The sequence below is a fragment of the Methyloceanibacter caenitepidi genome (assembly GCF_000828475.1).
Classification (GTDB): Bacteria; Pseudomonadota; Alphaproteobacteria; order Rhizobiales; family Methyloligellaceae; genus Methyloceanibacter; species Methyloceanibacter caenitepidi.
Window position 1 is genome coordinate 785,012 of the sequence record NZ_AP014648.1, and the last position, 26,240, is coordinate 811,251.

Here is a 26,240-nt window from a genome sequence, read left to right on the forward strand (position 1 = left end):
TCACACATCCCGGCTTTGAACGGATCGCATCCGTCGAGGTGGCAGGCGAACGCGCGTTTCCTAGCGGGAGCTGCGGCGTGCGCGCGAGTCGCATCGCAAGTCACATCGGCGGACGGGACGTTCAAACATCAGCTTCGCAAAACATTTCAAGGACCAAAAATGAAGACCGGATACAGACTCCCCGAGGTCACCTTTCGCACGCGCGTCCGCGACGAATCCGTCGGTGGGCCGAACCCCTACCGGTGGCAAGACATGACCACCGACGATTACTTCAAGGGCAAGCGCGTGATTCTGTTCTCGCTGCCCGGCGCGTTCACGCCGACCTGCTCGACCTATCAGCTCCCGGGTTTTGAGGCTTCCTTCGAGAAGTTCCAGGGCCTCGGCATCGACGACATCTACTGCCTGTCGGTGAACGACAGCTTCGTCATGAACAAATGGGCCAAGGACCAGGACCTGAAGCATGTGAAGGTCATCCCGGACGGCTCCGGCGAATTCACGCGCAAGATGGGCATGCTGGTCGACAAGGACAACCTCGGCTTCGGTATGCGCTCCTGGCGCTACGCCGCCATCGTGAACGACGGCGTGATCGAGGCGTGGTTCGAGGAGCCGGGCCTTTGCGACAATCACGCGGAGGATCCGTATGGCGTGAGCGCGCCGGAGACCCTGCTGCAGTATCTTCAGGACAGGGACGTCGAAAAAGCCGCGTAAGCCGCGCTCGCGTTCTCTCCACTCTACGACCTGGATCGACGGCACGACTCAGCTAAGCTGGGCCGTGCCGTCGGCGTTTTTGGCTGGGCGATGCCTGTGTCCAAACCGATTCCCGGTATACGGGGCTCAGCGGCTCCAGAAGTCTAGAAGAGGAAGCGGTCCATGGCGCGCGCAGCGGCAGGTCCCGAAATCGAGCGGCTCATTCAGCTCCTGGCGCGTCTGCCGGGACTCGGGCCGCGCTCGGCCCGGCGCGCGGCCCTGCATCTCGTAAAGAAGAAGGAACAGTTGCTGGACCCGCTGGCCGCGGCGCTCGCCGAGACACGGGACACAATTCTCACCTGCGATGTGTGCGGCAATATCGACACGCAAAGTCCCTGCACGCTGTGCCGGGATCAGTCGCGCGATCCGTCGCTGATCTGCGTCGTCGAGGAGGTGGGCGATCTATGGGCGCTGGAGCGGGCCGCCGTCGTAAACGGGCGCTATCACGTCCTTGGCGGTACGCTGTCGCCGCTCGACGGAGTCGGCCCCGACGATCTCAATATTCCCAAGCTCGTCGAGCGGGCGCGCGCGGACGAGGTCACCGAAGTTTTGCTGGCGCTGAACGCGACGGTTGAGGGACAGTCCACAGCGCACTATCTCACCGACCAGCTTGCCGGCTGCAACGTTTCGGTCTCGCGCCTGGCCCAGGGCGTCCCCATCGGCGGAGAGCTCGACTATCTCGACGAGGGCACGCTGGCTGCCGCCGTCAAGGCGCGCAAGGCGATGGGTGGGTAGGTTAGTCGGCCGCAGGTGGCGCTGCGGGTCCCAGATAGCTCTCGGCAACCCTGTTCGCCGCGGCCTCGAACTCCCGCAGGCACTCTTCCGGAAGGTTCGCCTCGGCGATGATTTCCCAATAGACGCTCGACTCGATCTCGCCGCCGATCCAGATCCCCGCAACTAGACCAACCGTTGCCGCGGCGAATACGCCGACAATCCACAGAAGCCGTCCGCCGTCGCTCACGGGCTCGCCTCCTCCTCAACGGCCGCCTGGTCTTCCAAGGCTTCTTTCCGAGCCTCCTCGCCGGGCGTCTCGTCCTTCTCGCTCCACGGCGCGACCTTGAGCAGCATCAGCATGCCGGGGATCGCGAGCAGGGCGCAGATGACGAAGAACTGCGTCCAGCCCACCGCTTCCACGATGAAGCCTGTCGTCGCGTTGGCGACCGTACGCGGCACGGCGATGAGACTCGAGAACAGGGCGAACTGCGTGGCCGTGAAGGCCTTGCTGGTTTCGCGCGCCATGAAGGCGGTGAGCGCGACCGTACCCAGCCCCACGGCGAGATACTCGCCGCTGACCACGACGAACAGACCCACCAGCGAATGCCCAGCCTGGCTCAGCCAGATATAGGGAACGATGGTCAGGAGCTGCACGAGGCCGAAAATCCACAGGGCCTTGTTGATGCTCAGCTTGAGCATGGCCGCGCCGCCGATCGTGGCGCCGGCGAGCACGGCCCATAGCCCGGCGAACTTGGCGACACTGCCGATCTCGGTCTTGGTGTAGCCCATGTCGAGATAGAAGGGCGTGGCCAGCGCCGTCGCCATGTTGTCCCCGAGCTTGTACAGGAACAGGAAGGCGAGGATGGCGAGCCCGGCCGCGATGCCACCACGGCTGAAGAACTCCACGAACGGATCGATCACCGCTTCGCGTAGCGTATGCGGCGCCAGATCGTCGTCGCTGACCTCTTTGACGAGCAAGGTGGTCACGATGCCTACAGCCATGAAGGCGGCCGTGATCCAGAACACGGAGGACCAGGGCAGGTGGTCGGCCAGGATCAGGGCCAGCGAACCCGGCACCAGTCCCGACAGGCGATAGGCGTTGATCCAAAACGAGGTGCCGGTGCCGAGTTCGTCGTCCGCCAGCAGCTCGCGCCGGTAGGCGTCGATAACGATGTCCTGGCTGGCGCTGAACAGGGCGACCGCGAAGACGAGCCAGACGATGGCTTGGATCGAGGTCGCCGGATTGAAGTGACCCAGCAGACCGATCGAAATCAGCAGGAGGACCTGCGTCAGTAAGGCCCAGCCGCGCCGCCGTCCCAGGAACGGCAGCTTGAAGCGGTCCATCATGGGGGACCAAAGGAACTTCCAGGTGTAAGGCAGGCCGACCAAGGCAAATAGGCCGATCGTCGCGAGATCGACGTCGTTGTCGCGCAACCACGCCGGTACCAGCGACACGAGCACGAACAACGGCATGCCTGAGCTGAAGCCGAGAAAGATGCACGCCAGCATTTTCCGAGTGAACAGGATCTCGGTCCAGCTGCGGCGCCCGTCCGCAGTGGTGGCTTGGTCGGTCGTTCCCTCGGTGCCCGTCATAGTCCTAAGCTCATAGCAGCCGGGCGCCCTGCCGTCATGACAAAGGAGTCGCGAGAATGGTCCGTGTCGTGGGGATCGATCATCTGGTCATAAAGGTGAGCGACTTCGACAAATCGAAGGCGTTCTACGGCAAGCTGTTCAAGTTCCTCGGCTTCGAGGTCCTGGACGAATATGCCGATGCCATCGGCTGGACCAACGGCAAGACCCGCTATTGGATTGGCCCTACGGACGCTGAAGGACAGGCGCGCGGCTATCGCACCGGCGATATCGGCTTTCACCACTACGCCTTCGAGTTGCGGAGCCGTAAGGATGTGGACGACCTGGAAGCCTTCCTGAAACGGGAGGGCGTGAGCATCGTGGACCCGGCGGACGAGTACTACGACGACTACTACGCCGTGTTCTTCCTCGATCCGGACGGCTTGAAGCTCGAGGGCATGAAATGGGGAGAGCGTGAGGCCAAAGCCCGTGCGGCCGAGACGAAAAAAGAGGCCAAGACGAAGGGCAAGCCAAAGAAATAGCCAATGTCGTGCAAGGCCCGGCGCCGATTTCACCCTTTCCGCTAAATCCTACTTGCGAATGATTTGCAACTGGGTCTATGCTGCGATGCGAAAAGGATGGTTCACGGCGACGAGGAGGTTCCTGGTGATAGCGTGTCTGGCAAGGCGGGCTCGGATTGTGTCCGCGATTCTGACCGTTTTGGGGGTATCGGTGCTTGCCGGTTGCGGCGATCAGGATTCGGCATCGAATAGTGCGGATGCGGGGAACGGCAAGTTCAAGGTCGTAACCACCTTCACCGTGATTCAGGACATTGCCCAGAACGTCGCCGGCGACGCGGCAGAGGTCTCCTCGATCACGAAGCCCGGCGCGGAGATCCACGACTATCAGCCGACCCCTGGCGACATTGTCAAAGCGCAGGACGCCGACCTCGTCCTTTGGAACGGGTTCAACCTTGAGCGGTGGTTCGAGAAGTTCTTTCAGAACGTCAAGGACGTCCCCAGCGTCGTGGTGAGCGATGGCGTCGAACCCATGGGCATCACGGAAGGCCCGTACAACGGCAAGCCCAATCCGCACGCCTGGATGTCGCCCACGAGCGCGCTCCAGTATGTGGAGAACATCCGCAAGGCGCTCGTCGAGTTCGATCCGAAAAACGCTGAAGTCTATAACAAGAACGCGGCGGCCTACGCGGACAAGATCAAGGCGATGGATGCGCCGCTGCGCAAGCGGCTCGCCGCGATCCCCGAGGACAAGCGCTGGCTCGTGACGTCCGAAGGCGCCTTCTCCTATCTGGCCCGCGACTACGGCATGCGGGAGGCCTATCTCTGGCCCATCAACGCCGATCAACAGGGGACGCCGCAACAGGTCCGCCATGTGATCGAGCTTGTGAAAGAGAACGGCATTCCCGTCGTGTTCTCCGAGAGCACGGTTTCCGACCGGGCCGCGAAACAAGTCGCCAAGGAAAGCGGCGCGGCCTACGGTGGCGTTCTGTATGTGGACTCGCTGAGTAAGGAGGGCGGCCCCGTTCCCACCTATCTCGATCTCTTGCGCGTCACCGTCGACACGGTCGCGAAGGGTTTTGAGACTGCACAAGGGTCGTAGGAACGCCGAAGGATCTACGAAAATCACATGGACCGTATCGATTTGCTGACCCGCTCCGACACCCTGGCCCGTCCCGCAAGCATCGCGGTCCAAGACGTGAGCGTCACCTATCCCAACGGGTTTACGGCGGTCCGCGACGCTTCGTTCGAACTCGGTCCGGGCACGATCTGTGCGCTGGTGGGCGTGAACGGCAGCGGCAAGTCGACCATTTTCAAAGCCATCATGGGCTTCGTCGCCCCGGCCACCGGTCAAGTGCGGCTGTGCGGTCTGCCCGTGGACAAGGCGGTGTCAAAAAACATCGTTGCCTACGTTCCCCAAAGCGAAGACGTCGATTGGAACTTCCCGGTTCTGGTCGAAGACGTCGTGATGATGGGCCGGTACGGCCATATGAATCTGTTCCGCATTCCCTCCAAGACGGACCGGCGCAAGGTCGACGAGGCCTTGGAACGCGTGAACATGAGCGCCTATCGCAAGCGGCAGATCGGAGAGCTCTCGGGCGGACAGAAGAAGCGTGTCTTTCTGGCGCGCGCCCTGGCTCAGGAAGGGCGCATCATCCTGCTGGACGAGCCGTTTACGGGCATTGACGTCACAACAGAGTCCGCGATCATCAATCTACTGCGCGAGTTGCGTGACGACGGTCATTTGATTCTCGTTTCGACCCACAATCTCGGCAGCGTGCCCGATTTCTGCGATCAGGTCGTCTTGCTCAATCGAACTGTTCTCGCGGCGGGGCCGACTGCCACGACGTTCACCCAGGAAAATCTCGAGCGCACGTTCGGCGGCGTGCTGCGCAATTTCGAACTCAGCGGGCAAGCCCTCCATGAGGACGACGACGCGCGCAGCCTCAACGTCATCACGGACGATGAGCGGCCGCTCGTGTTCTACGGTGTCAAGAAGACCAAGAAGAAGCCGGCCCGGGACAAGGCGAAATGAGCGGCATCCTGACCGAACTCATCGTCCCGTTCTCGTACGACTACATGTGGAAGGCAATGTGGGTCAGCGCGCTGGTGGGCGCGGTGTGCGCCTTTCTGTCCTGCTATTTGATGCTCAAGGGCTGGTCGCTCATGGGCGATGCCCTCGGCCATTCCATCGTGCCCGGGGTCGCCGGCGCCTACATCATCGGCGCGCCCTTTGCCGCGGGCGCCTTCTTCGCCGGCATCCTCGCCGCGCTCGGCATGGCCTTCGTCAAGGCGCACTCGCGGCTGCGCGAAGACGCCACAATCGGTCTCGTGTTCACGACGCTATTCGCGCTCGGCTTGCTCATGGCGTCGCTGTATCCGACCTCCGTGTCGATCCAGACCATCGTGCTCGGCAACATCCTCGCGATCCCCGACGCTGACGCGCTGCAGGTCGTCATCATCGCGGTCGTCTCTTTCGCGGTGCTGGCCTTCATCTGGAAGGACCTGATGGTCACGTTCTTCGACGAGACCTATGCGCGTAGCATCGGACTTCGGACGCGCACGCTGAAACTGGTGTTCTTTACGCTGCTCAGCGCCTGCACCGTGGCGGCGCTGCAGACCGTGGGTGCGTGTCTCGTAATTGCGCTGGTGGTGACGCCGGGCGCCACGGCCTACCTGCTCACCGATCGCTTCGACCGTCTGATCGCGATCGCCGTCGGGATCGGAACCGTCACCAGCTTCGTTGGCGCCTATCTGAGTTACTTCATCGATGGCGCGACCGGTGGAGTCATCGTCACGCTTCAAACGCTGCTGTTCCTTGCCGCATTCTACTTCGCACCGAAGCACGGCGTGATCGCCGCACATCGCAAGGCCCGCGCCGTCCGCGATGAGAATCTGCGTAACGGCAGCGCACTGCCGGAAAGCCGTCCCGTGCAGGAGGGCGCCTGATGGACCCGATTGCGTTCTTCGTAGAGCCGTTCGCCTATGACTTCATGCAGCGGGCGCTCGGCATGTCGCTTCTCGTGGCAGCCGTTTGTGCGGTCCTGTCCTGCTATCTCGTGCTGAAGGGCTGGTCGCTGATGGGCGACGCGATCTCGCACGCCGTGCTGCCGGGCATCGTCATCGCGTTTGTCCTCGGCATACCGTTGGCTGTCGGTGCGTTCGTCGCCGGGCTCGCCTGCGCGCTGATGACGGGCTATCTGAAATACAACAGCCGGGTTAAGGAAGACACGGTGATGGGCATCGTGTTCTCAGGGATGTTCGGTTTCGGGCTCGTGCTCTTCACCAAGGTCGAGACGGACCAGCATCTCAACCACATCCTTTTCGGCAACGTTCTCGGCGTGACCGCTGGCGATCTTCTGGAGACGGCGATCATCGCCGGTGGCACGCTCCTCATCGTGCTCGCCAAGCGCCGCGACCTCCTGCTCTATTGTTTCGATCCGAACCATGCCCGCGCCATTGGCCTGCCGGTCAACGTGCTGCATTACGGGCTGCTGATCTTGCTCTCGCTGACCATCGTCAGCTCGATCAAGGCCGTGGGCATCATTCTTGTCATCGCCATGCTCATCGCGCCGGGCGCCACCGCCTATATCCTCACGGACCGCTTCGAACGCATGCTGGTGATCGCCGTCGCGGTGGCCTGCAGCTCCGCAGCGCTCGGCACGCTCATCAGCTTTCACATCGATGGGGCAACGGGCGCTTGCATCGTACTGACTCAGGCCTCGATGTTCCTGATGGTCTTTCTGTTCTCGCCGAAGCGCGGGCTCTGGCCGTTGCCTAAAATCTTCGGCCGGCAGGAAAGCGGGTCGCCCGAACGCATTCGCGGCGCCGATGCGTCCTAACTCGCTTTTGGCGTTTGCACGGACCGGTGCAGCAGGTCGTAGACGAGCGCGGTCGACCAGCCGATCAGCATGACGCCATTGAGGGCCGTCATCGGGCCAAGCATGTGCCATTGAGGCACGGGCACGACGTCGCCGTAACCGAGCGTGGTGTAGTTGCCGAACGCGAAATAGATGAGATCGGTGTCCTTGGGAACGGCGCCGACCCACTTATAGACATACGCCCAGATCACGCATTCACCGAAATGGCCGACCACGAGAAGCGTGCCCGTGGCGACGATCACAAGCATGTACTGCACGAAGCCGGGGAACGAGGCGTCGGTGTTTGCGAGGTTCCGCAATGTTGCGGCGATGGCGCCGACCAGGATCGCATGAATGAAAAGGTTGACGAGGCTCGTCGCGCCGCCAACGGCGAGCTGATCGAGCATCGAGACGTTCATGGTGGAGATCCACATGGACTCCTTCACGGTCTCTGCGACGGTCGGATCCATCTCTTGTCCCCTTAAGTTCGTGTCGTGATGCTATTCGCCGGCCAACAGATCCGGCTGGCGGATGATGCGCGGCCCCTTGCCGGGCTCACGCGCGGCACTGGCCTGAGTGACATTGGGGACGGCTGCCGACGCAGGTGCCGCAGGCGTACCGTGCGGAACGGCTTTGGCGTCGCGAACCGTCTTGGCGTCTTCGTCGAAGTCGAGCTGCTCGATCTTCTGCCCGCGCTTCGTGATCTTGTCCGCCGAAGTGAGGATCTTGTCGATATCGGCGTTGGCCTGGCCGAAGTGCCGCTGCAGATCGAGCACGCGGTCGCGGAACCGTCCCATGTCGGCCATCAGGGTCGACACTTCCCGCTGGATGAGATGCGCCTGCTCGCGCATCTGCACGTCTTTGAGAATGGCCTGCATGGTCTGCACTGCGAGCATCAGCATGTTCGGCGCGCAGATCACGATGCGCGCGCGGTACGCCTTCTGGACGATGTCCGGGAAGTGCTCCGACAAATCCGCAGAGATGGATTCGGAAGGCACGAACAGAATGGCGGTGTCCTGAGTCTCGCCGGGGATGAGATACTTCTCGGCGATCGCATCGATATGCTTGCCCACATCGGTACGGATGCGCCGGGCGGCGGCTTTCTTCGCCTCATCGCTGCGCGCCGTACGGAAGGCCTCGAAGCCTTCCAGCGGAAACTTCGCATCGATTACGACGCCCGCCGGCGTGTTCGGCATATGCAGGAGACAGTCGGGCCGCGTGTTGTTTGAGAGCGTCGCCTGGAAAGAGTAGGCGCCGGCGGGGAGCCCGTCCTTGATGATGGCCTCCATGCGAACTTGGCCGAAGGCCCCGCGCGCCTGCTTGTTCGCCAGGATCTCCTGAAGGCTGACCATGTTGCCAGAGAGCTCGGTGAGGTTCTTTTGAGCCGTATCGATCACGGCCAGCCGCTCGTTCAGCCGCGAAATGGTCTCGTGAGTCTTGCGGGCGCTCTCGTTGAGATCGGTGCCCACCTTGTGGGTCATGCGGTCGAGGCGCTCGTTGACGGCGCGCGCCAAATCGCCGTGCCGCGTCACGCTGATTTCCGCGAGCGTCTGAAGCCGCACGCGCAGCTCGCCGAGCTGGTCTCCTTGCGCGGCGGCGTCCTGCTTTCGGCGGGCAAGATGGACGACCATCACGATCGCCAGAATCAGGAGCGCGAGCACAGCCACTCCGGCGAGCACAAGGCCCACCAGAACGGGGTCGATCATCACCGTCCCGATATGCAGGGGCTCAAGGACCATAGTGACTAGCTATAGGCTGATTCGGGAGGCTAGACCAAAACAGGAACACGCGCCCTGGCGGCGCTTCACACCCGCGGTCGATGCAGCACATTGACCGGAGCCGCATCGGTCCTTATGTCAGCGTCAGTCATGGCTACCATCCATCCCATCGTCACCATCCCCGATTCTGTACTGCGCCAGACGGCGGAGCCCGTCGAACGCGTGGACGACGAATTGCGCACGCTGATGGACGACATGCTGGCGACGATGTACGACGCCCCTGGCGTTGGCCTCGCCGCGCCCCAAATCGGCATCCTGCGCCGGGTGATCGTGATGGATCCGGCTCGAGACGAGGAGGAGCCCGCGCCCCTCGTCATGGCGAACCCTGTGATTCTGCAGCGATCCGACGAGATGCGCGTGCACGAGGAGGGCTGCCTGTCGATCCCCGACGTCACGGCGGAGGTCGAGCGCCCGGCAATGGCGCGCGTGTCCTATCTCGATCGCGAGGGCAAGTCCCAGGAGGCGGAACTCGAGGGCTTTCTGGCCACGATCGTCCAGCACGAGGTCGACCACCTGAACGGGGTCCTCTTCATCGACTATCTGTCGCGCCTGAAGCGCGACATGATCGTGCGGAAATTCACCAAGCAAAAGCGCGCCACGGCGGTCTAAGCCCGGCGAAGCGGCTTCCCATGCGCATCGAACCGGCCTAAGACCGGGCCATGCGGATCATCTTCATGGGCACGCCGGATTTTGCCGTTCCGGCGCTGCTGTCTGTTGCCAAGGCGGGCCACGACATCGTGGCCGTGTATACCCAGCCGCCACGGCCCGCCGGGCGCGGCATGGCCGTTCGCAACTCGCCGGTGCATCAGGAAGCCGAGGCGCTCGGGCTGCCTGTGCGTGTCCCAGAAAGTCTCAGAAGCCCCGCCGAGCAGAAGCGGTTCGCCGCTCTCGAAGCAGACGCGGCTGTCGTCGTCGCCTATGGGCTGATCTTGCCGGAGGTGGTCCTTAACGGCACGCGGCACGGCGTGTTTAACATCCACGCCTCCCTGCTGCCCCGCTGGCGTGGCGCGGCGCCGATCAATCGCGCGATCATGGCGGGCGACGCGGAATCGGGCGTCTCCATCATGCGCGTCACCCAAGGGCTCGACGAGGGCCCCGTCTGCCTCATGGACCGCGTCGCGATCGGCCCCGACATGACCGCGGGCGAACTGCACGATGCGCTTTCGATCCTCGGCGCCGATTTGATGGTGGAAGTGCTCGCAACGCTCGGTGAGGGCAAGCTCCACTGTGTGAAGCAGGACGGCGGACTCGCGACCTATGCGGCCAAGCTCACCAACGAAGAGACCCGTATAGACTGGGCGCGGCCCGCGCAGGAGGTGCACAACCATATCCGCGGCCTGTCGCCCTATCCCGGCGCCTGGTTTGAGCTCGTCCAGAAGGGCAAGACCGAGCGCGTCAAGGTTCAGGGCTCGACGCTGGAGAAAGGGCGCGGGGCGCCCGGTCAGTTGCTCGACGATCGCCTGACCGTTGCCTGCGCCGATGGCGCTGTGCGCCTGACCCGCGTCCAGCGTGCCGGCAAGAAGCCGATGCTGGCGGACGCGTTTCTACGCGGCGTCGATCTGCCGGTCGGCAGTACGCTTCTCTAGGCGGGCGCGCGATCATGCCCCGCTACAAGCTCCTTCTAGAATATGACGGCACGCCGTTCGTCGGCTGGCAGTTGCAGGACGGCCAGATGTCGGTTCAGGGGCGGCTTGCGCAAGCGGTCGAGGCCTTCTCCGGCGAGGGGGCGATCCCGCGCGGGGCCGGACGAACTGACGCGGGCGTTCATGCAACGGGGCAGGTGGCCCATCTCGATCTCGAGAAGGATTGGGAACCGGCGCGGGTGCGCGATGCTCTCAATGCGCAGCTGCGTCCAGATCCGATCGCCGTGCTGTCGTGCGAGAAGGTCACCGAGGCGTTCGATGCGCGCTTCTCGGCCAAGGCGCGACACTATCTCTATCGCATCGTCGATCGCCGCCCGCCTTTGGCGCTGGAGCGCGACCGGGCCTGGGGCGTGTTTAAGCCGCTCGATGCCGAGGCCATGCATGCGGCCGCGCAGACCCTTCTTGGCCATCACGACTTCACGACGTTCCGCTCCTCGGAGTGTCAGGCGGCATCCCCCAAGAAGACGCTCGATCGGCTCGACGTCTCGCGGCATGGCGAGATCATCCGGGTCGAAGCCTCGGCGCGCTCGTTCCTGCACAATCAGGTGCGCTCCATGGTCGGCTCGCTGAAATGCGTCGGCGAAGGGCGCTGGACGGCCGGTGAGCTGAAATCGGCCTTGGACGCGCGCGACCGGGCGGCCTGCGGACCCGTCGCTCCGGCTTGCGGCCTTTACCTGGTCAAGGTCGACTATTAATCCTGGATGGGCGCCCGAGCGGGCGAAGGGGACACATCCATGATCAGGCGCATTGCCACCGTCGGCGGGCTGACGCTCGTATCGCGCCTCTCGGGTTTCATTCGCGATGTGGTGATGGCCGCCATTCTCGGCGCCGGGCCCGTCGCCGACGCCTTCTTCGTCGCCTTCCGGCTGCCGAACCATTTCCGCGCGATCTTCGCCGAAGGCGCGTTCGCGGCAGCCTTCGTGCCGGCCTATGCCCATACACTGGAGAAGGCGGGGCTGCCTGCGGCGAAACTCTTCGCCGATCAGGTCGGCGCCGCGCTCATCACCATCAACCTCGTCCTGCTGGCGATCGCGCTCCTGTTCACACCGGACGTGGTGATGCTGCTGGCGCCGGGCCTGTCCGACGATCCCCAACGCTTCGACCTCGCTGTCGCGCTCACGCGCATCACATTTCCTTACCTGGCGCTTGTGTCGCTGGAGACGCTGTTCGCAGGCATCCTCAATGCCAACAATCGTTTCGCGTCCGCCGCCGGCGCTTCCATTCTGCTCAACGTCTCGCTGATAGCCACCCTGGCGCTCGCACCCTATTTCGAGAGCGCGGGTCACGCGGCCGCATGGGGCGTGCTAATCGCAGGCGTTGCCATGGTGCTGCTGGTCGGCGGCGACGCGGAGATGCACGGCTACGGCATCCGCCTGCGCATGCCGCGGCTCGACGAGCCCACGAAGCGGTTCTTGAAAGCGCTCGGCCCCGCGATCATCGGGGCGGGCGGCGTGCAACTGGCGCTCTTCGCCGACACGGTGATCGCATCCTTCCTGCCGGCCGGCGCACTATCAGCGCTCTACTACGCCGACCGCATCAACCAGCTTCCCATCGGTGTCGTGGGCATCGCGGTCGGCACGGTGCTGCTGCCGGAAATGTCGCGGCGCCTCGCGGCGGGCGACATCAAGGGTGCGGCATCGGCGCAGGCGCGCGGTATCCAGCTGGCGCTCCTGCTGACGCTCCCGTGCGCGGCGGCAGCGATCGCGATTCCCGATCTGATCATGCGGGCGCTGTTCGCCCGCGGTGCTTTCACGAGCGAAGACGCGCTATCCGCGGGTCATACGCTCGCCGCCTATTCGCTCGGCCTCATTCCCTTCGTGCTACTGCGGAGCTTCACCGCGCCCTTCTACGCGCGCGGGGACACGGCGACCCCCGTGAAGGCCGCGCTACTGGCCGCCGCCGTGAACATCGCGCTGAAGGTTGCTCTGATGGGCCATCTCGCCCAAGTGGGCCTTGCGCTGGCGACCAGCATCGGCGCTTGGATCAATCTGATCCTGCTCGCGGTCTTGGCGCGCCGCCAAGGCTTTGCCGTGTCCGGCGGGGCCATTCGCGGTCCCGTGGCCAAGCTCGCCGCCATCGGTATCGCCTTCGCCGTCGCGCTCTATTTCGGGGGCCTCGCGCTGGAGAATGCCTTGGCCTCCATGACCAAGTTCCGCGAGGAGTCGATACTCGGCATCCTTGTCGTGGTAGGCGGCATCCTCTATTTCGCGGCAGTCTTCCTCATCCTGGGGTGGGGTTGGTTCGCCGGTCTCATGAAGGAGATCGAGCACGAGGCATCGCTGCCCGCGCCGATCAAGCCGGACCTTATCGAAGACCCGACGGATGCGTCGGAAAGCCTTCCGGACTCCGAACCGCCGCCCAAGCTCTAGCCGATCGCGTCTCGGCCTAAGCCATCTTCAGATCGACAAGCGTCACGGCGCCGTCGTCGATGTCTTGCCCGAAGAAGATCGCGCCGATCCGCGCAAAGCGCTCCGGCGAGTCCGTGGCGAAGAAGCGGACGGTGCGGGGCGCGCCGCTAATTCCAGCCTGCAGTGTCGAATTCGCCAGTGTCTCGGCGACCGCCGCCGCCGTGGTCTCGGCCGAATCCACGAGCGTGATGGTGTCGCCTACATGGCGCTGGATGGCGCCTGCGAGGACAGGAAAATGCGTGCAACCGAGCACCAGCGTGTCGGGTGCGTCGGGCCGCGCGAACAGCGGCTCGAGATAATCCTCCACAGCCGCAGTGGTGGCACGCGTGTCCGCCCAGCCTTCCTCGGCCAGCGCGACGAAGACCTGGCACGGTAGCTGGGTGATCTCGGCATCGGCCATGAGACGGTGAATGGCGCGCGCGTACGCCCCGCCTTTGACGGTGCTCTCGGTCGCCAGCACGCCGATGCGCTTGTTACGGGTAGCCGCGACGCCGGCACGCGCGCCCGGTTCGATCACGCCGATCACGGGCACGGGCGCCAGCCCCTCCTGCAGCGCCTCCAGCCCCACCGACGAAGCAGTATTGCAGGCGATCACCACCATCTTCACGTCCTCGCCGAGGAGAAGGTGTGTCGCCTGAAGTGCATAGGCGCGGACGGTGTCCGGGCTTTTGGTGCCGTAGGGGAGACGCGCCGTGTCGCCGAGATAGACGAAGTGCTCGTCCGGCAACCGGGCAGTCAGTGCCCGCAGGACCGTCAAGCCGCCCATACCGGAATCGAAGACGCCGATGGGGCGCGGATCACCGTTCATTGGCGTTCCCAAAGGTCTCGAAATAGCGCGCGATGAACCGGCGGTAGATCGCGGTCAGCGTTTCGAGGTCGGCAAGCACGGCGTTCTCGTCCGTCTTGTGGATCGTCTCGGTCGTCAGTCCGAATTCCACGACGGGGCAATAGTCCTTGATGAAGCGCGCATCGGATGTGCCGCCGTCGGTGGAGAGGACAGGCGTCTTTCCGGTGAACTCTGTCACGGCCTCGGCGAGAAGTTCATCCAGCGCGCCGGGCTTCGTCACGAACGCGTCGCCATGCGGCGCAAAATCCAAAGAGAACGAGAGCGCGGTGCCGGACAGCGCCGCGCCGATGCTCTCGTGGAGCATGGCCTTCAAGGTTTCGGCCTCATGGTTGTCGTTGAAGCGGATATTGAAATGCGCTTCTGCCCGCGCCGGGATCACATTGGTCGCCGGGTTGCCCACGTCGATGCTCGTCACCTCGAGATTGGAGGGCGAGAAGTGGGGGCTGCCGGTGTCGAGAGGCGTCGCATACAGCTTGGCGAGCGCCGTGACGATACCCTTCACAGGATTGGCCGCAAGATGCGGATAGGCCACGTGGCCTTGTTGTCCGGTCACTGTGAGGTGCCCGGTGAGGCTCCCGCGCCGGCCGATCTTGATCGTTTCGCCGAGAACGCTTGGGTTGGACGGCTCCCCCACGAGGCAATGATCGGGGACGAGGTTCGCTTCCTCCATCCAGGCCAAGACCTTTTTCGTGCCGTTGATGGCCGTGCCTTCCTCGTCGCCAGTGATGAGGAGGCTGATCGTGCCCGGCACCTGGCCGCCGCGCTCGGCTACGTAGTCGATCGCCGCGGCGGCGAAACAGGCGACCGCGCCCTTCATGTCCGAGGCACCGCGTCCATAGAGTCGCCCATCGGCGATCTCGGCGGAAAAGGGCGCATGGGCCCACGACGTTTCGTCGCCAGGCGGAACCACGTCCGTATGGCCGGCGAAACACAGATGCGGGGCGCCGCCGCCGATGCGCGCCACGAGGTTGTCGACATCCGCCGTCCCGTCCTCGGTGAAGGTCAGCCGGTCGCACGCAAAGCCGGCCGCCACGAGAGGCCGGGCGAGCGCATCCAAGGCGCCTGCGTCCACCGGCGTGACGCTGGGGCACCGGATGAGGCTTTGCGCGATGGCGACCGCGTTGTCGGCGGGCGATGACATGACCAATGTCCTTAGAATTGCAGCGCGCCCGCACCAGGCGCGGCCACGAACATGACCGCGCGCGCGTCCTATGGCAAGCAGCGGAAAGGGCGGAAATGGGGCGGTTTGCGTGACGAGGATGGCCCGTCGACGGCCTCAGGGTCTCAAGAGACCTAGGTCAGGGCCGCGAGCGGGTCGCCGCCATATTGGTTGGATCCCGGTGTGCCTTTGAGAATGCCCAACTCGATCAGGAACCACAGGCCCACGCCGAGATTCACGAGTACGCAAAGCCAGCCGATAATGTTGAGCTGATCGCCTATGCCGGTCAGGCCCCAGCCGTCGAGCAGGCTTGCGATAAGGGACGGAACCAATCCGTACAGAGCCATCTTCCCGGGCTTGTCCCGGTCCTGGAAGCGCTTGGCGCAGACGGCATAGCTGGGGAAGAACAACGCCAGCGCCACGACGGTCGCCAGGAACCCACCGAAGAAGCCCGTTCCGAAGATCACTTCGATCAGCACGCCGAGAATGATGCTGATAATGCCGAGGATCACCACACCAGCCCACCATTTAGCGCGGTTGATGCGGCCCTCCAGCGACGTGAAGATGTACTGCAGATCCATTGTTTCCCCCATTGTCAGCCTCTGACGCAGGTCTCACGTTTTAGGCCCGAATCGTGACATTGCGAAGGGCGCGAGTCGAATCGCAATCTGTTCAATCTGGTCCTTATGAACCGCAACGCCGCCGGTCGGTCTTGGCCTAAGCCGCCAGACCGCGACCGAACTGCGTGCATTTCTAGTCGCGCAGCAACTCGTTTATGGACGTCTTGGAGCGGGTCTGCTCGTCGACGGTTTTCACGATCACCGCGCAATAGAGCGAAGGGCCCGGCGTTCCGTCCGGCAAGGGCTTGCCCGGCATGGAGCCTGATACGACCACCGAATAAGGCGGCACGCGGCCCTGGTGAACGAAGCCCGTGGCCCGGTCGATGATCTTGGTGGACTGGCCGATATAGACGCCCATGGACAGCACCGAGCCCTCGCCCACGATCACCCCTTCGGCCACTTCGGCGCGGGCGCCGATGAAGCAGTTGTCTTCGATGATCACGGGATTGGCCTGTAGCGGCTCGAGCACGCCGCCAATACCGGCGCCGCCTGACAGATGCACGTTCTTGCCGATCTGCGCGCACGATCCGACGGTGGCCCAGGTATCGATCATGGATCCGCTATCCACATAGGCCCCGAGATTGACGAAGGACGGCATCAGGACGACGCCCGGCGCGATAAAGGCCGAGTGGCGCACGAGGCAGCCCGGTACGGCCCGGAAACCCGCTTCCTTGAAGTCCTTGGCCTTCCATTTCTCGAACTTCATGGGGACCTTGTCCCACCAGGACGAGTCGCCCGGCCCGCCGTCCATCCGCTTCTGATCGTTCAGCTTGAATGAGAGCAGGATGGCCTTCTTGACCCATTGATTGACGACCCACTCGCCGTCGATCTTCTCCGCCACCCGCAACTCGCCCTTGTCGAGCAGGCCCAGAACCTCCTCGACGCCGTCGCGCACCACGCCTTTCGTGTCCGAATTAATATCGGACGCGTGTTCGAATGCGCCGTCGATGAAGTTCTTCAGATGATCGTGCGACATGGACCTCTCCCAAAACTCTCCAGATTATTGTGGGTCCCGCGGGCCGTCGGCAGCCTTGCTGCTCGCCGCGTCCTCCGCGAGCGAAGCGCCGATAGCAGCAACGAAAGGCGCGAGCGCTTCCGTGCGGTGATGAATGTGCTCGGGCAATTCCGCCCAGTCCTCGTGCGCGACATGTTCGGGCCGGCCCATCGCGCGGCAGTCGATCCAGATGGTGGTCATGCCAAGCGCATGCGCGGTCTCGAGATTGTGCGGCAGGTCGTCGAAGATCGCGGCCCGGCTGCTCTCGACCCCATGGGCGGCGACGAAGCGCTCGAAGGCCTCCCGCGACGGCTTGGGGTTCACGTATTCGAGGGCGTGGATGTCGAAAATGTCCTCGAACAAGTCCCGGACCCCGAGCTTGGTGGTGACGCGTTCGGCGTGCTTGCGGCAACCGTTCGTGAAAACCAGCTTCCGCCCCGGCAGCGCCTCGATGGCGGTCCCGAGCTCCGGCGACGGGTCCACCACGCCGAGGTCGATGTCGTGGACATAGTCGAGGAAGTCATGCGGCTTGACGCCATGCAGACGGATCAGTCCGGCCAGCGTCGTTCCGTGCTCGAAATAGTACTTCTTGCGCAAGGCGTGCGCGTCGTCCAGCGTCAGACCTAAAGTTTCGGCGATGAACGAGCCCATGCGGTGGTCGATTTGCGAGAAGAGATCGCACTCGGCCGGGTAGAGCGTATTGTCGAGATCGAAGACCCAAGTCTCCACATGACCGAAGCCGCGCTCCGCGATCGTGTTTGGCTCAAGCGTCGTTTGCGCCGCATCCGTCATGGCTGCCTCGTGCGGTAGCCGTGGGGCCGCCGCCGCTCGATCAGCGTACCGGCGCCATGCTCGGTGAAGAGCTCGAGCAGGACCGAATGGGGCACCTTGCCGTTAATGATGACCACGGCTTCCACGCCCTCGGAGATCACGTCGATGCAGCTCTCGATCTTGGGGATCATGCCGCCAGTGATCGTGCCGTCGGCGATCAGATCAAGCGCTTCCGACGTGGTCATGGAGCGGACCAGCGCTCCATCCTTGTCCAGAACGCCGTCCACGTCCGTGAGCAGCAGCAGACGCTTGGCCTTTAGCGCGACCGCGATGGCGGCGGCGAAGGTGTCTGCATTGATGTTCAGCGTCTCGCCCTCGGGGCCGACGCCGATGGGGGCGACCACGGGGATAAGATCGGACTGAATGATTACGTCGATGATGTGGGGCTCGACGAGGCCGGGCTCCCCCACGAATCCGAGATCGAGAACCTTCTCGATATTGGAGTCGGGATCGCGCACCCGCCGTTCGAGCTTCTTCGCCCGCATCAGATTGGCGTCCTTGCCGCAAATGCCCACGGCCTTGCCGCCCTGGTCGTTGATGGCGGAGACGATTTCCTTGTTGACCGACCCCGCCAGGACCATCTCGACCACGTCGACCGTCTGCCGGTCCGTGACCCGGAGGCCGTCCTGGAACTCGGACTTGATATTGAGGCGCTCCAGCAGCCGGCCGATTTGCGGGCCGCCGCCATGCACCACCACGGGGTTAACGCCGGCCTGCTTGAGCAGCACCACATCGCGCGCGAAATCCTTCGCAAGCTCCGGATCGCCCATGGCGTGGCCGCCATATTTTACGACGACCGTCTCGCGGTCGTAGCGCTGCATATAGGGCAGGGCCTCGGACAGGATCTTGGCCTTATCGTGCACCGAGCCGAGCGCGTCCGTCAGCGCGGCGCCGGTCGCGTCTGTGTCCTGGCCCGAAGGCGGTTTCGAGGTCGTATCTGTCACGGGTGCGCTTATAGCGGCGGAAGGCCTTAAGGTTCAACGTCGTTCGATGTGAGGCCGGCGATTGTCGCCCGGAGTTCAGGGATGCCGACGCCCTCCTTGGCCGAAGTCACAAGGAGATGGGGGAACGCGGCGGGGTGCTTGGCGAGTTCCGCCTCCGTTTTGGCGATGACGGCCTCCAGCTCGCTCAGTTTCGGCTTGTCGGCCTTGGTCAGGACGCCTTGATACGACACGGCGGACTCATCCATGAGCTTCATCGTGTCCCGGTCGTTGGCTTTCAGGCCATGGCGCGCGTCGATCAGGAGGAATACCCGCTTCAGTTCCCGGCGGCCCTTCAGATAGTCCTCGATCAGGCGCGTCCATCCTTTGACGGCAGACCGCGAGACCTTGGCGTAGCCATAACCAGGCATGTCCACGAGGTAGGCGCTGCCGTTCCCGTCGGGCCCTTGGGCGCCCAGCGTGAAGAAATTGAGCTCGCGCGTCCGGCCCGGGGTCACGGAGACGCGCGCCAGCGTCTTGCGGCCGGTCAGGGCGTTGATGAGGCTCGATTTGCCCACGTTCGAGCGCCCGGCAAAGGCGATCTCGGGACGCCCGTCAGCGGGGAGGCCGTCGACGGCCACGGCGCCCAGGACGAAGTCGCAAGGCGCACGAAACAGGGCTTCGCCGCGCGCAAGCTCGCTTTCGGTGAATTCGAAATCGGTCATGGGTATGAAGTGCCCGGCTTCGCGGGCGACCTCAAGCGGAAAGCGCCGGCGCTTACGCCGGGCTTTCTCCGTCTGCTTCGCTGCCGGCCGCCTTGGGGGCGCTCTTCTTGGCCGCCCGCTTGCGCGGCGCGCCCTTCTTCGGTGAGGCCTTCTTGGGCGCCGGGGCCGCGGCTTCGGCGCCGTTGACGGCGTCGTCGGACTCTGCGGCCGCATCGTCGGTTTCGGCAGCGGTTTGCTTGGCAGCCCGCTCCGCGCGCCGCGAGGCCTTGGCGCTGCGCTTCTCCTCGGCCGCCTCGCGCGCCGATTTCGCGTCTTCCGTGTCGTCCACGGGATCCGCTTTCGGCTTCAGGCCGAGATTCTCAAGAAGCGGGATGTCCACGCCCTGACGCCACATGATGACCGATTGCTGAAGGATCGACAGGAAGTTGTTCCACGCCCAGTAGATCACGAGGCCCGACGGGAACGATGCAAGCATGTATGTGAAAACCACCGGCATCCAGCCGAAGATCTTTTGCTGAACCGGATCCGGGGGCGCCGGGTTCAGCTTCATCTGGAACCACATGGTCAGCCCCATGATGATCGGCCATGCGCCGACCATGAGGAACATCGGCGGATCCCACGGAATGAGTCCGAAGAGGTTGAAGACCGTCGTCGGGTCCGGCGCCGAAAGGTCCTGGATCCAGCCGAAGAACGGCGCATGCCGCATTTCGATGGTGACGAACAAGACCTTGTAGAGCGCGAAGAAGACGGGAATTTGCACGAGGATCGGCAAGCAGCCCGAGGCCGGGTTCACCTTTTCCTTCTTGTACAAATCCATCATCGCCTGCTGTTGGCGCATGCGATCGTCGCCGTAGCGCTCCTTGATCTTCTGCATCTCGGGCGCGAGCTTCTTCATCCGGCTCATCGACACGTAGGATTTGTTCGCGAGCGGGAAGAGCACGAGCTTGATCAGCACGGTCACGATCAGGATCGATACGCCGAAATTGCCGACGAGCTTGTAGAAGTAGTCGAGCGCGTAAAAGAGCGGCCTGGTCAGGAAGTAGAACCAGCCCCAATCGATCAGGAGGTCGAACTTCGGGATTTCGTAAGTCGCGGCATACCCGTCCACCACGTTCACTTCCTTGGCGCCGGCGAACACTTGCCCCGATAGGGACACCGTCGCGCCCGGCGGCACGTCCATGGCCTGCATCAGATAATCGGTCTGGAAGTGCTGGCGCCCGCCCTTGTCCGATCCCTTGAACGTAGCGTCGAATGGAATGCCCTGGGCCGGGATTACGGTCGTGGCCCAATACTTGTCGGTGATGCCGAGCCAGCCGCTCTTGCTCTTGAAGGTCGCTGCCGGATCCTCGAGCGCGCTGCTGTAACTGATTTCCTCAAGGCCGTCGTCGACGACGCCGATCAGGCCTTCATGCAGAATGTAGAAGCCTTGGACGTTGGGCAGTTCGTGCCGGGAAACGAGGCCGTAAGGGTAGATCGTCGCCTTTTCGGTCCCTGTGTTAGCCACCTTGTCGTCGATCGTGAACATGTACTTGTCGTCGACGGAAATTGTGCGCGTAAATGTCAGGCCTTCGCCGTTGTCGTAGGTGAGCGTGATCGGCGTATCGGGCGTGAGCTTCCCGTCGCCCTCGGCGGTCCACAGCGTGTCGCCGGTGGGCAACGGCATCTTGTTGCCGGGATCGCCCACATAGCCGCGCTCGGCATAATAGGCATGAGGGCCGCCGGCCGGAGACAGTAGGATCACTTGCGGGCTGTCCGGATCGACCGTCACCCGGTAGTCCTTGAGCGTCAGGTCGTCGATCCGGGCGCCCTTCAGCGAGATCGAGCCGCGTACGCTCGGCGTGTCGATGGCGATGCGGGGCGAGGCCGCGAGTGCCTCCTTCCGGGTCATGCCGGTGGGGGCGCCCTCAGGCTGCGGCGCCGTGCTCGCGCTCGGGCGTGGTGCCTGTCCGGCTGCCGATGAGGTGGGCGTCGTCGCCTCGCCGGACGTCTGGGTCTGCCCTGTCTGAGCGGCTTGCTGCTCCTTGGGCGGCTTCGTCGGCACGAAGAAGAACTGCCACGCGAAAAGCACGGTCATCGACAGCACGATCGCCAGGATAAAATTGCGGTTGTTCTCGTCCATGTCGTCTTTGGGCCCGGTGGCTGTTGTCGTGCTCGTCTGGTCAAATCGGCGCTAGGCCGAAGGAGGTTTGCGGTGCCGCTTCCCCGAAGAGGGCTCGTGCACCTTGGTCAGCGCGCGCTGAAGATCTTTGATCACCTCGGTGAAGGGCCGTTGTACCGCGCCCCCGCGCGCGATCAACACATAATCATAGCCTTCGAGGACCTGGCCGGCGGCCGTCAGGCGCACGGCCTCCTTGAGTCGCCGCCGCGCGCGGTTGCGCACCACGGCGCCTCCGAGGCGTTTCGTCGCGGTAAAACCAAAGCGGGCCAATTCGGGGCTCTGTCCGGTGCCAGGCACGCGCCGACGGGCCTGCAGTACGAGCGAAGGCGTCGCGAAGCGCGTTCCGCCCTTCACGAACATATATTCAGACCGGGTCTTGAGGCGTCCGATGGCCGTCACCGGGGTGAGGCGGTTTGACTCCGCCTAGGCTGACAAGCTCTTGCGGCCCTTGGCTCTCCGGCGCGCAATAACCTTGCGGCCGCCCTTGGTGGCCATACGCGCGCGAAAACCATGGCGGCGTTTGCGGACGAGCCGCGAGGGTTGATAAGTGCGTTTCACGGACTTTCTCCTGCCATCCGTCCACGCCGCTCACAAAAGGAATGCGGGCCTCGGAGGCGAAATGGTTCGGAGCGGCTTATAGGTGCGGGAGGCGGGCAAGTCAATCAATCGGATGACATTTTGGCTCTGAGCGCCCCGAAAAACAGCCTGGGATGACGTCGAGAGGCCGGAATCGCTTCACGGACGCTGACGGACCATCACAAGGCTGCGACAGGCCATTCCCCCGGCCGTTTGGTAGGCTCTATCTATAGACGGCCGGAAATCGAGGAGTCCTTATCCCCCGAAAGGAGCCGGTCGGCATGGAGCGCACAGAGAATATGGCTTTGGGGCCTGCAAATTGGCTGAAACGGCTTTGGCCGCTGCTGCTGTTGGTGGCTGTTACCACCCTGGTCGTCACCATGGGCTGGCACCGCTATCTGACCCTGGAACAGCTGGCGGCGAACCGCGAGAGCCTGCGGGCACTGATGGACGACCACTACGTGCTCGCCCTGACGGCATTCACGGCCCTGTACGCCGTAACGGTCGCTCTTTCGATTCCAGGTGGCGTCGTCCTCACGGTCGCCGCGGGTTTCTTGTTCGGCTGGTTGCTCGGCGGCGTTCTGTCCGTGGTCGGAGCCACGATCGGCGCAACGGCCGTCTTTCTGGTCGCTCGGAGCGCGCTGCGGGATGTCTTGGTCGAGAAGGCCGGCCCGAAGCTGCAACGCTTCGCCGATGGATTTCGCGAAGACGCGACGAGTTACCTTCTCTTCCTCCGGCTCATCCCTGTATTTCCGTTCTGGCTTGTGAATCTCGCGCCCGGGCTCCTGGGCGTGTCGTTCTGGACCTATGTCCTCACGACGTTTGTTGGCATTATCCCCGGAACGTTCGCGTTCGCGCTTGCCGGCAATGGGCTCGATAGCGTGTTCGATGCGCAGCAGGCGTCCTACGAATCCTGCCTTGCAAAGGCGGGTGAGGGCGGTCATGACTCCTGTGAGTTCGGGATTGATCCCGGCGCTCTGCTGACCACGGACGTTATCGTGGCCGTCATGGCGCTGGGGGTGGTGGCGCTCATTCCAGTCGTGGCAAAGAAGCTAAGCCGCCGGACTGTGTAGTGGGTGCAACCGGCCGGTTCGGTGCAAGGGGACCAGAGCAAGAATGGAAGAGGAGCTAACTCCTGACCTGTGCGTGATCGGCGCGGGCTCGGGCGGTCTCTCGGTGGCCGCCGCCGCGGCTCAACTCGGCGTCTCCGTCGTGCTCGTCGAGAAGGGGCTCATGGGCGGCGATTGCCTGAACTACGGCTGTGTTCCATCCAAGGCTCTTCTGGCGGCGGCAAAGCGCGCCGATGCGGTGCGGACGGCTTCCACATTCGGCATTGACGTGCTCGAGGCTCAGATCGACCACCGGGCCGTCCACGACCACGTACACCGCGCGATCGCCAACATCGCCCCCAACGATTCCCTCGAGCGCTTCACCGGCCTTGGCGTGCGTGTGATCCAGGCGCAGGCGAGCTTCCTCGATAAGGAGACGCTGGAGGCGGGCTCCGTGCTTGTCCGTGCGCGGCGCTTTGTGATCGCCACGGGGGGCAAGCCGAACGTGCCCGCGATCCCCGGGCTCGACGAGGTTCCCTACCTGACCAACGAAACCATTTTCGATCTCGGGGAGCGCGTGCAGCACCTGATCGTACTGGGCGGCGGGCCGATCGGACTCGAGCTCGGGCAGGCCTACAACATGCTCGGCGCCGACGTGAGCATCTTCGACACTGGCGAGTTCCTAACCAAGGAGGATCCGGAAGCGGCGCGGGTGGTGCTGAAACGGCTGCACGACTCCGGCGTCGCGATGTATCCAAATACGCGCGTGGAGCGGGTCGAGCCCTCGGTCCAGGGGCTCGCCGTGCATTTCAGCCAGGGCACGGACAACGTTATCGTCAAAGGCTCGCACATCCTCGTGGCGGCGGGGCGCCGGCCGAACCTGAAGTCGCTCAGCCTCGATCGCGCCGGGGTCACGCATTCGGATCGCGGCATCAAGGTCAACGAGCAGCTCAAGACCTCCAACCGAAAAATCTATGCCGTTGGCGATGCCATCGGCGGCCAGCAGTTCACCCATCTCGCCAACTATCATGCGAGCATCGTGATTAAGAACGCGCTGTTCCGGCTGAAGCCGGACGTAAGCGCGATGCCCATTCCCCGGGTGATGTACACCGATCCCGAACTGGCCCAGGTCGGGCTGACGGAGAAGGAAGCGCGGGAGAAAACCCGCCGGATTCGAATCTACCGCTGGCCGTTCGCCGACAACGACCGCGCCCAGTGCGAACGCAGGACCGAAGGCTTTATCAAGGTCATCACGAAAAAGGACGGGACGATCCTCGGCGTCACGCTCGTGGGACCCGAGGCCGGTGAGTTGTTGCAGCTCTGGATCGTCGCGATCGCCAAGGAGATGCGCATCGGCGATCTGACGTCGCTTGTTCTGCCCTATCCGACGTTTTCCGAAATCTCGAAGCGGGTCGCCTTCACCTACTATCGCCCATTGCTGACTAAGCGCTGGCTGCACTGGATCATTGGCCTGCTGCGCAAGCTCGGTTGATTCCCCCTCGTCGTTGAAAAGCCCCTAAACTGACCAGATTCGCAGGCCCACAAACGCGGGATTATTGCCCGATTTGCGAGTATTATGTCGCAATGCCAGGGCGTTGGCCCAATCTGGCTGCGTAGCCGAATAGATGAGCGATACCGGTGAACGACCAGTCTGAGCACAAGAGCCTAGCCTCCTCTCGGGTCACCCGTGCCGTAGCCGGGCTGTCCACGAAGCTGCTTTTGCTGACCATCCTGTTTGTAATGCTGGCGGAGGTCTTGGTGTTCGTGCCGTCGGTGTCGAACTTCCGGCGTCAGTGGTTGATGGAGCGGCTGCAGGCGGCGCAGATCGCCTCGCTCGCCGCGGAGGCTGCGCCGGACGGACGCCTCCCGGACAAGCTGCGCGACGAGCTACTGGATCGCGCCCGGGTCAAGGCCATCTCGGTGAAGCACGAGGATTCGCGCGTGCTCATCGTTCGAATGGCGAAGCCCCAAGAGGTCGAGACTTATGATCTGCGCGACGCCTCGTGGGCGGACCTCATCGGCGATGCGCTCATGGTCTATCTCGCCCCGGACAACCGCGTGATCCGCGTTGTCGGCGAGCCCGACTTCAGCCCCGGCGAAATGGTCGATGTCGTGATGGAGGAGGGGCCGCTCAAGGCGGCCATGCTGAAATACGGCCTCGACATTCTCGGCCTGTCCATCCTGATTTCGATCATCACCGCGACGCTGGTCTTCCTGGCGCTGGATTGGCTGCTCGTGAAGCCCATGACGCAGCTCACCCGCAACATGGTGCGGTTCGCCGAGCAGCCCGAGGATCCGAGCCGAATCATCGCGCCCTCGAGCCGGCGCGACGAGATCGGCACGGCGGAGCGCGAACTCGCCGCGATGCAGAACGAACTCTCGCAGACGCTGTCGCAGAAGACGCGTTTGGCCGCGCTCGGGCTGGCGGTGAGCAAGATTAGTCACGATCTGCGCAACATGCTGTCGAGTGCCCAGCTTCTTTCCGACCGCCTCGCCGAAGTGCGGGACCCAACCGTGCAGCGGCTGGTCCCGAAGCTGATTGCATCGCTCGACCGGGCTATTCGACTCTGCGTCCAGACGCTCGATTTCGGCCAGGCCCAAGAGGCGCCCCCCAATCGGGTGCGCTTCGCGCTGGCCCCGCTCGTGACCGAGGTCGGCGATGCGCTCGGCCTACCGCGCAAGGGGGCGATCGATTGGGACGTGAACCTGGAGAGCGGGATCGAGGTCGATGCGGACCGCGACCACCTCTACCGGGTGCTCTCCAATCTCTGCCGCAACGCGGTTCAGGCCTTCGAAAGCGTGCCCGACGGCATGGGAACGATTAGCGTGTTCGCGCGGCGGGACGGCGCGGTGGTGACGATCGATGTCGCCGACACCGGCCCCGGCGTTCCCGAGCAAGCGCGCAAGCGCCTCTTCCAGGCGTTTCAGAGCGTGGCGCGCAAAGGCGGTTCGGGACTGGGCTTGGCCATCGCGGCCGAGCTGATCATGGCCCACGGGGGCCACATCGAGTTGGTGAGCAACGACGGCGGCGCCACGTTCCGCGTTACCATCCCCGACGTGGTCGTCGAACTGGAGCGGGCGCGGCGCCGCCGTGCTTAGCCGTTAGAGGCGCGTCCGAAGAGGC

28 protein-coding genes are annotated in these 26,240 nt (G+C 63.8%); 14 read left to right on the top strand and 14 right to left on the bottom strand.

Annotated elements, in window-relative coordinates:
- Nucleotides 1-159: 159 nt before the first annotated feature.
- Together GL4_RS03680 and recR are read left to right on the top strand one after the other, a co-directional pair.
- On the top strand, nt 160-708 hold the full coding sequence (locus GL4_RS03680) for a peroxiredoxin (protein ID WP_045364680.1): 549 nt from the start codon (nt 160-162) through the stop codon (nt 706-708).
- Between the two features lie 162 nt (nt 709-870).
- Complete coding sequence (gene recR / locus GL4_RS03685) at nt 871-1,482, top strand: recombination mediator RecR (RefSeq protein WP_045364683.1); 612 nt, start codon at nt 871-873, stop codon at nt 1,480-1,482.
- A 1-nt stretch (nt 1,483) separates the two neighbouring features.
- Here the strand turns inward: recR and GL4_RS03690 are convergent, their stop codons facing one another.
- Complete coding sequence (locus GL4_RS03690) at nt 1,484-1,708, bottom strand: hypothetical protein (protein WP_045364686.1); 225 nt, start codon at nt 1,706-1,708, stop codon at nt 1,484-1,486.
- Nucleotides 1,705-3,054 (bottom strand): AmpG family muropeptide MFS transporter, encoded by a 1,350-nt coding sequence (locus GL4_RS03695; RefSeq protein ID WP_082025446.1) that lies wholly within the window; start codon nt 3,052-3,054, stop codon nt 1,705-1,707. Before GL4_RS03695 ends, GL4_RS03690 begins: the two co-directional genes overlap by 4 nt.
- 56 nt (nt 3,055-3,110) lie before the next feature.
- On the opposite strand from GL4_RS03695, the gene GL4_RS03700 reads away from it, so the two are divergent.
- The 5 genes from GL4_RS03700 to GL4_RS03720 all read left to right on the top strand — a co-directional run bounded on the left by GL4_RS03700 (nt 3,111) and on the right by GL4_RS03720 (nt 7,390).
- Entirely contained in the window at nt 3,111-3,572 is a 462-nt protein-coding gene (locus tag GL4_RS03700) for a VOC family protein (RefSeq protein WP_045364688.1), read from the top strand.
- Between the two features lie 157 nt (nt 3,573-3,729).
- A complete protein-coding gene (locus GL4_RS03705) occupies nt 3,730-4,650 on the top strand; it encodes a metal ABC transporter substrate-binding protein (RefSeq protein ID WP_425283182.1) in 921 nt (306 codons plus the stop codon).
- Nucleotides 4,651-4,677: 27 nt separating this feature from the next.
- Entirely contained in the window at nt 4,678-5,583 is a 906-nt protein-coding gene (locus GL4_RS03710) for a manganese/iron ABC transporter ATP-binding protein (RefSeq protein WP_045364690.1), read from the top strand.
- On the top strand, nt 5,580-6,497 hold the full coding sequence (locus GL4_RS03715) for a metal ABC transporter permease (protein ID WP_172653285.1): 918 nt from the start codon (nt 5,580-5,582) through the stop codon (nt 6,495-6,497). Before GL4_RS03710 ends, GL4_RS03715 begins: the two co-directional genes overlap by 4 nt.
- On the top strand, nt 6,497-7,390 hold the full coding sequence (locus GL4_RS03720) for a metal ABC transporter permease (protein WP_045364693.1): 894 nt from the start codon (nt 6,497-6,499) through the stop codon (nt 7,388-7,390). Before GL4_RS03715 ends, GL4_RS03720 begins: the two co-directional genes overlap by 1 nt.
- Here the strand turns inward: GL4_RS03720 and GL4_RS03725 are convergent.
- Together GL4_RS03725 and GL4_RS03730 are read right to left on the bottom strand one after the other, a co-directional pair.
- Nucleotides 7,387-7,878 carry a potassium channel family protein gene (locus GL4_RS03725; RefSeq protein WP_082025447.1) on the bottom strand — a complete coding sequence of 164 codons (492 nt, stop codon included), beginning with the start codon at nt 7,876-7,878 and terminating at the stop codon, nt 7,387-7,389. The two genes, GL4_RS03720 and GL4_RS03725, sit on opposite strands and share 4 nt — an antisense overlap.
- Before the next feature lie 30 nt (nt 7,879-7,908).
- A complete protein-coding gene (locus GL4_RS03730) occupies nt 7,909-9,147 on the bottom strand; it encodes a DNA recombination protein RmuC (RefSeq protein WP_082025448.1) in 1,239 nt (412 codons plus the stop codon).
- Nucleotides 9,148-9,276: 129 nt separating this feature from the next.
- On the opposite strand from GL4_RS03730, the gene def reads away from it, so the two are divergent.
- From def to murJ, 4 genes are read left to right on the top strand one after another with little or no spacing between them, the layout of a single operon-like run.
- A complete protein-coding gene (gene def, locus GL4_RS03735) occupies nt 9,277-9,795 on the top strand; it encodes a peptide deformylase (protein WP_045364696.1) in 519 nt (172 codons plus the stop codon).
- Between the two features lie 50 nt (nt 9,796-9,845).
- Nucleotides 9,846-10,772 carry a methionyl-tRNA formyltransferase gene (gene fmt, locus GL4_RS03740; protein WP_052464094.1) on the top strand — a complete coding sequence of 309 codons (927 nt, stop codon included), beginning with the start codon at nt 9,846-9,848 and terminating at the stop codon, nt 10,770-10,772.
- 14 nt (nt 10,773-10,786) lie between these two features.
- Nucleotides 10,787-11,524 carry a tRNA pseudouridine(38-40) synthase TruA gene (gene truA / locus GL4_RS03745; RefSeq protein ID WP_045364699.1) on the top strand — a complete coding sequence of 246 codons (738 nt, stop codon included), beginning with the start codon at nt 10,787-10,789 and terminating at the stop codon, nt 11,522-11,524.
- Nucleotides 11,525-11,563: 39 nt separating this feature from the next.
- On the top strand, nt 11,564-13,198 hold the full coding sequence (gene murJ, locus GL4_RS03750; RefSeq protein WP_082025761.1) for a murein biosynthesis integral membrane protein MurJ: 1,635 nt from the start codon (nt 11,564-11,566) through the stop codon (nt 13,196-13,198).
- A 16-nt stretch (nt 13,199-13,214) separates the two neighbouring features.
- Here the strand turns inward: murJ and murI are convergent, their stop codons facing one another.
- The 10 genes from murI to rpmH all read right to left on the bottom strand — a co-directional run bounded on the left by murI (nt 13,215) and on the right by rpmH (nt 22,049).
- Entirely contained in the window at nt 13,215-14,045 is an 831-nt protein-coding gene (murI, locus tag GL4_RS03755) for a glutamate racemase (RefSeq protein WP_172653286.1), read from the bottom strand.
- Complete coding sequence (dapE, locus tag GL4_RS03760) at nt 14,035-15,225, bottom strand: succinyl-diaminopimelate desuccinylase (RefSeq protein WP_045364704.1); 1,191 nt, start codon at nt 15,223-15,225, stop codon at nt 14,035-14,037. The genes murI and dapE overlap by 11 nt, the downstream gene beginning before the upstream one ends.
- Before the next feature lie 152 nt (nt 15,226-15,377).
- Nucleotides 15,378-15,824, bottom strand: a complete 447-nt coding sequence (locus GL4_RS03765; protein WP_045369372.1) for a DUF805 domain-containing protein — start codon at nt 15,822-15,824, stop codon at nt 15,378-15,380.
- A gap of 172 nt (nt 15,825-15,996) precedes the next feature.
- Nucleotides 15,997-16,839, bottom strand: coding sequence for a 2,3,4,5-tetrahydropyridine-2,6-dicarboxylate N-succinyltransferase (gene dapD, locus GL4_RS03770; protein ID WP_045364707.1), 843 nt, complete (start codon nt 16,837-16,839; stop codon nt 15,997-15,999).
- 24 nt (nt 16,840-16,863) lie between these two features.
- Entirely contained in the window at nt 16,864-17,649 is a 786-nt protein-coding gene (locus GL4_RS03775; protein ID WP_045364710.1) for a pyrimidine 5'-nucleotidase, read from the bottom strand.
- Complete coding sequence (gene argB, locus GL4_RS03780) at nt 17,646-18,509, bottom strand: acetylglutamate kinase (protein ID WP_082025762.1); 864 nt, start codon at nt 18,507-18,509, stop codon at nt 17,646-17,648. The genes GL4_RS03775 and argB overlap by 4 nt, the downstream gene beginning before the upstream one ends.
- A 149-nt stretch (nt 18,510-18,658) precedes the next feature.
- The gene (yihA, locus tag GL4_RS03785; RefSeq protein ID WP_045364712.1) at nt 18,659-19,333 is read right to left on the bottom strand and encodes a ribosome biogenesis GTP-binding protein YihA/YsxC; all 675 of its coding nucleotides are present in this window, start codon (nt 19,331-19,333) and stop codon (nt 18,659-18,661) included.
- A gap of 52 nt (nt 19,334-19,385) precedes the next feature.
- Nucleotides 19,386-21,452, bottom strand: a complete 2,067-nt coding sequence (yidC, locus tag GL4_RS03790; protein WP_082025449.1) for a membrane protein insertase YidC — start codon at nt 21,450-21,452, stop codon at nt 19,386-19,388.
- 51 nt (nt 21,453-21,503) lie between these two features.
- A complete protein-coding gene (rnpA, locus tag GL4_RS03795) occupies nt 21,504-21,890 on the bottom strand; it encodes a ribonuclease P protein component (RefSeq protein WP_045364716.1) in 387 nt (128 codons plus the stop codon).
- A gap of 24 nt (nt 21,891-21,914) precedes the next feature.
- On the bottom strand, nt 21,915-22,049 hold the full coding sequence (rpmH, locus tag GL4_RS17090) for a 50S ribosomal protein L34 (protein WP_082025450.1): 135 nt from the start codon (nt 22,047-22,049) through the stop codon (nt 21,915-21,917).
- A 299-nt stretch (nt 22,050-22,348) separates the two neighbouring features.
- Between rpmH and GL4_RS03800 the strand changes: the two genes are divergently transcribed.
- From GL4_RS03800 to GL4_RS03810, 3 genes are all read left to right on the top strand, one after another.
- Entirely contained in the window at nt 22,349-23,140 is a 792-nt protein-coding gene (locus tag GL4_RS03800) for a TVP38/TMEM64 family protein (protein WP_045364719.1), read from the top strand.
- A gap of 43 nt (nt 23,141-23,183) precedes the next feature.
- On the top strand, nt 23,184-24,608 hold the full coding sequence (locus tag GL4_RS03805) for a dihydrolipoyl dehydrogenase family protein (protein WP_045364722.1): 1,425 nt from the start codon (nt 23,184-23,186) through the stop codon (nt 24,606-24,608).
- 146 nt (nt 24,609-24,754) lie between these two features.
- Nucleotides 24,755-26,215: a sensor histidine kinase gene (locus GL4_RS03810; RefSeq protein ID WP_045364725.1), complete on the top strand. Its 1,461-nt coding sequence runs from the start codon at nt 24,755-24,757 to the stop codon at nt 26,213-26,215.
- The last annotated feature ends 25 nt before the right edge of the window (nt 26,216-26,240 follow it).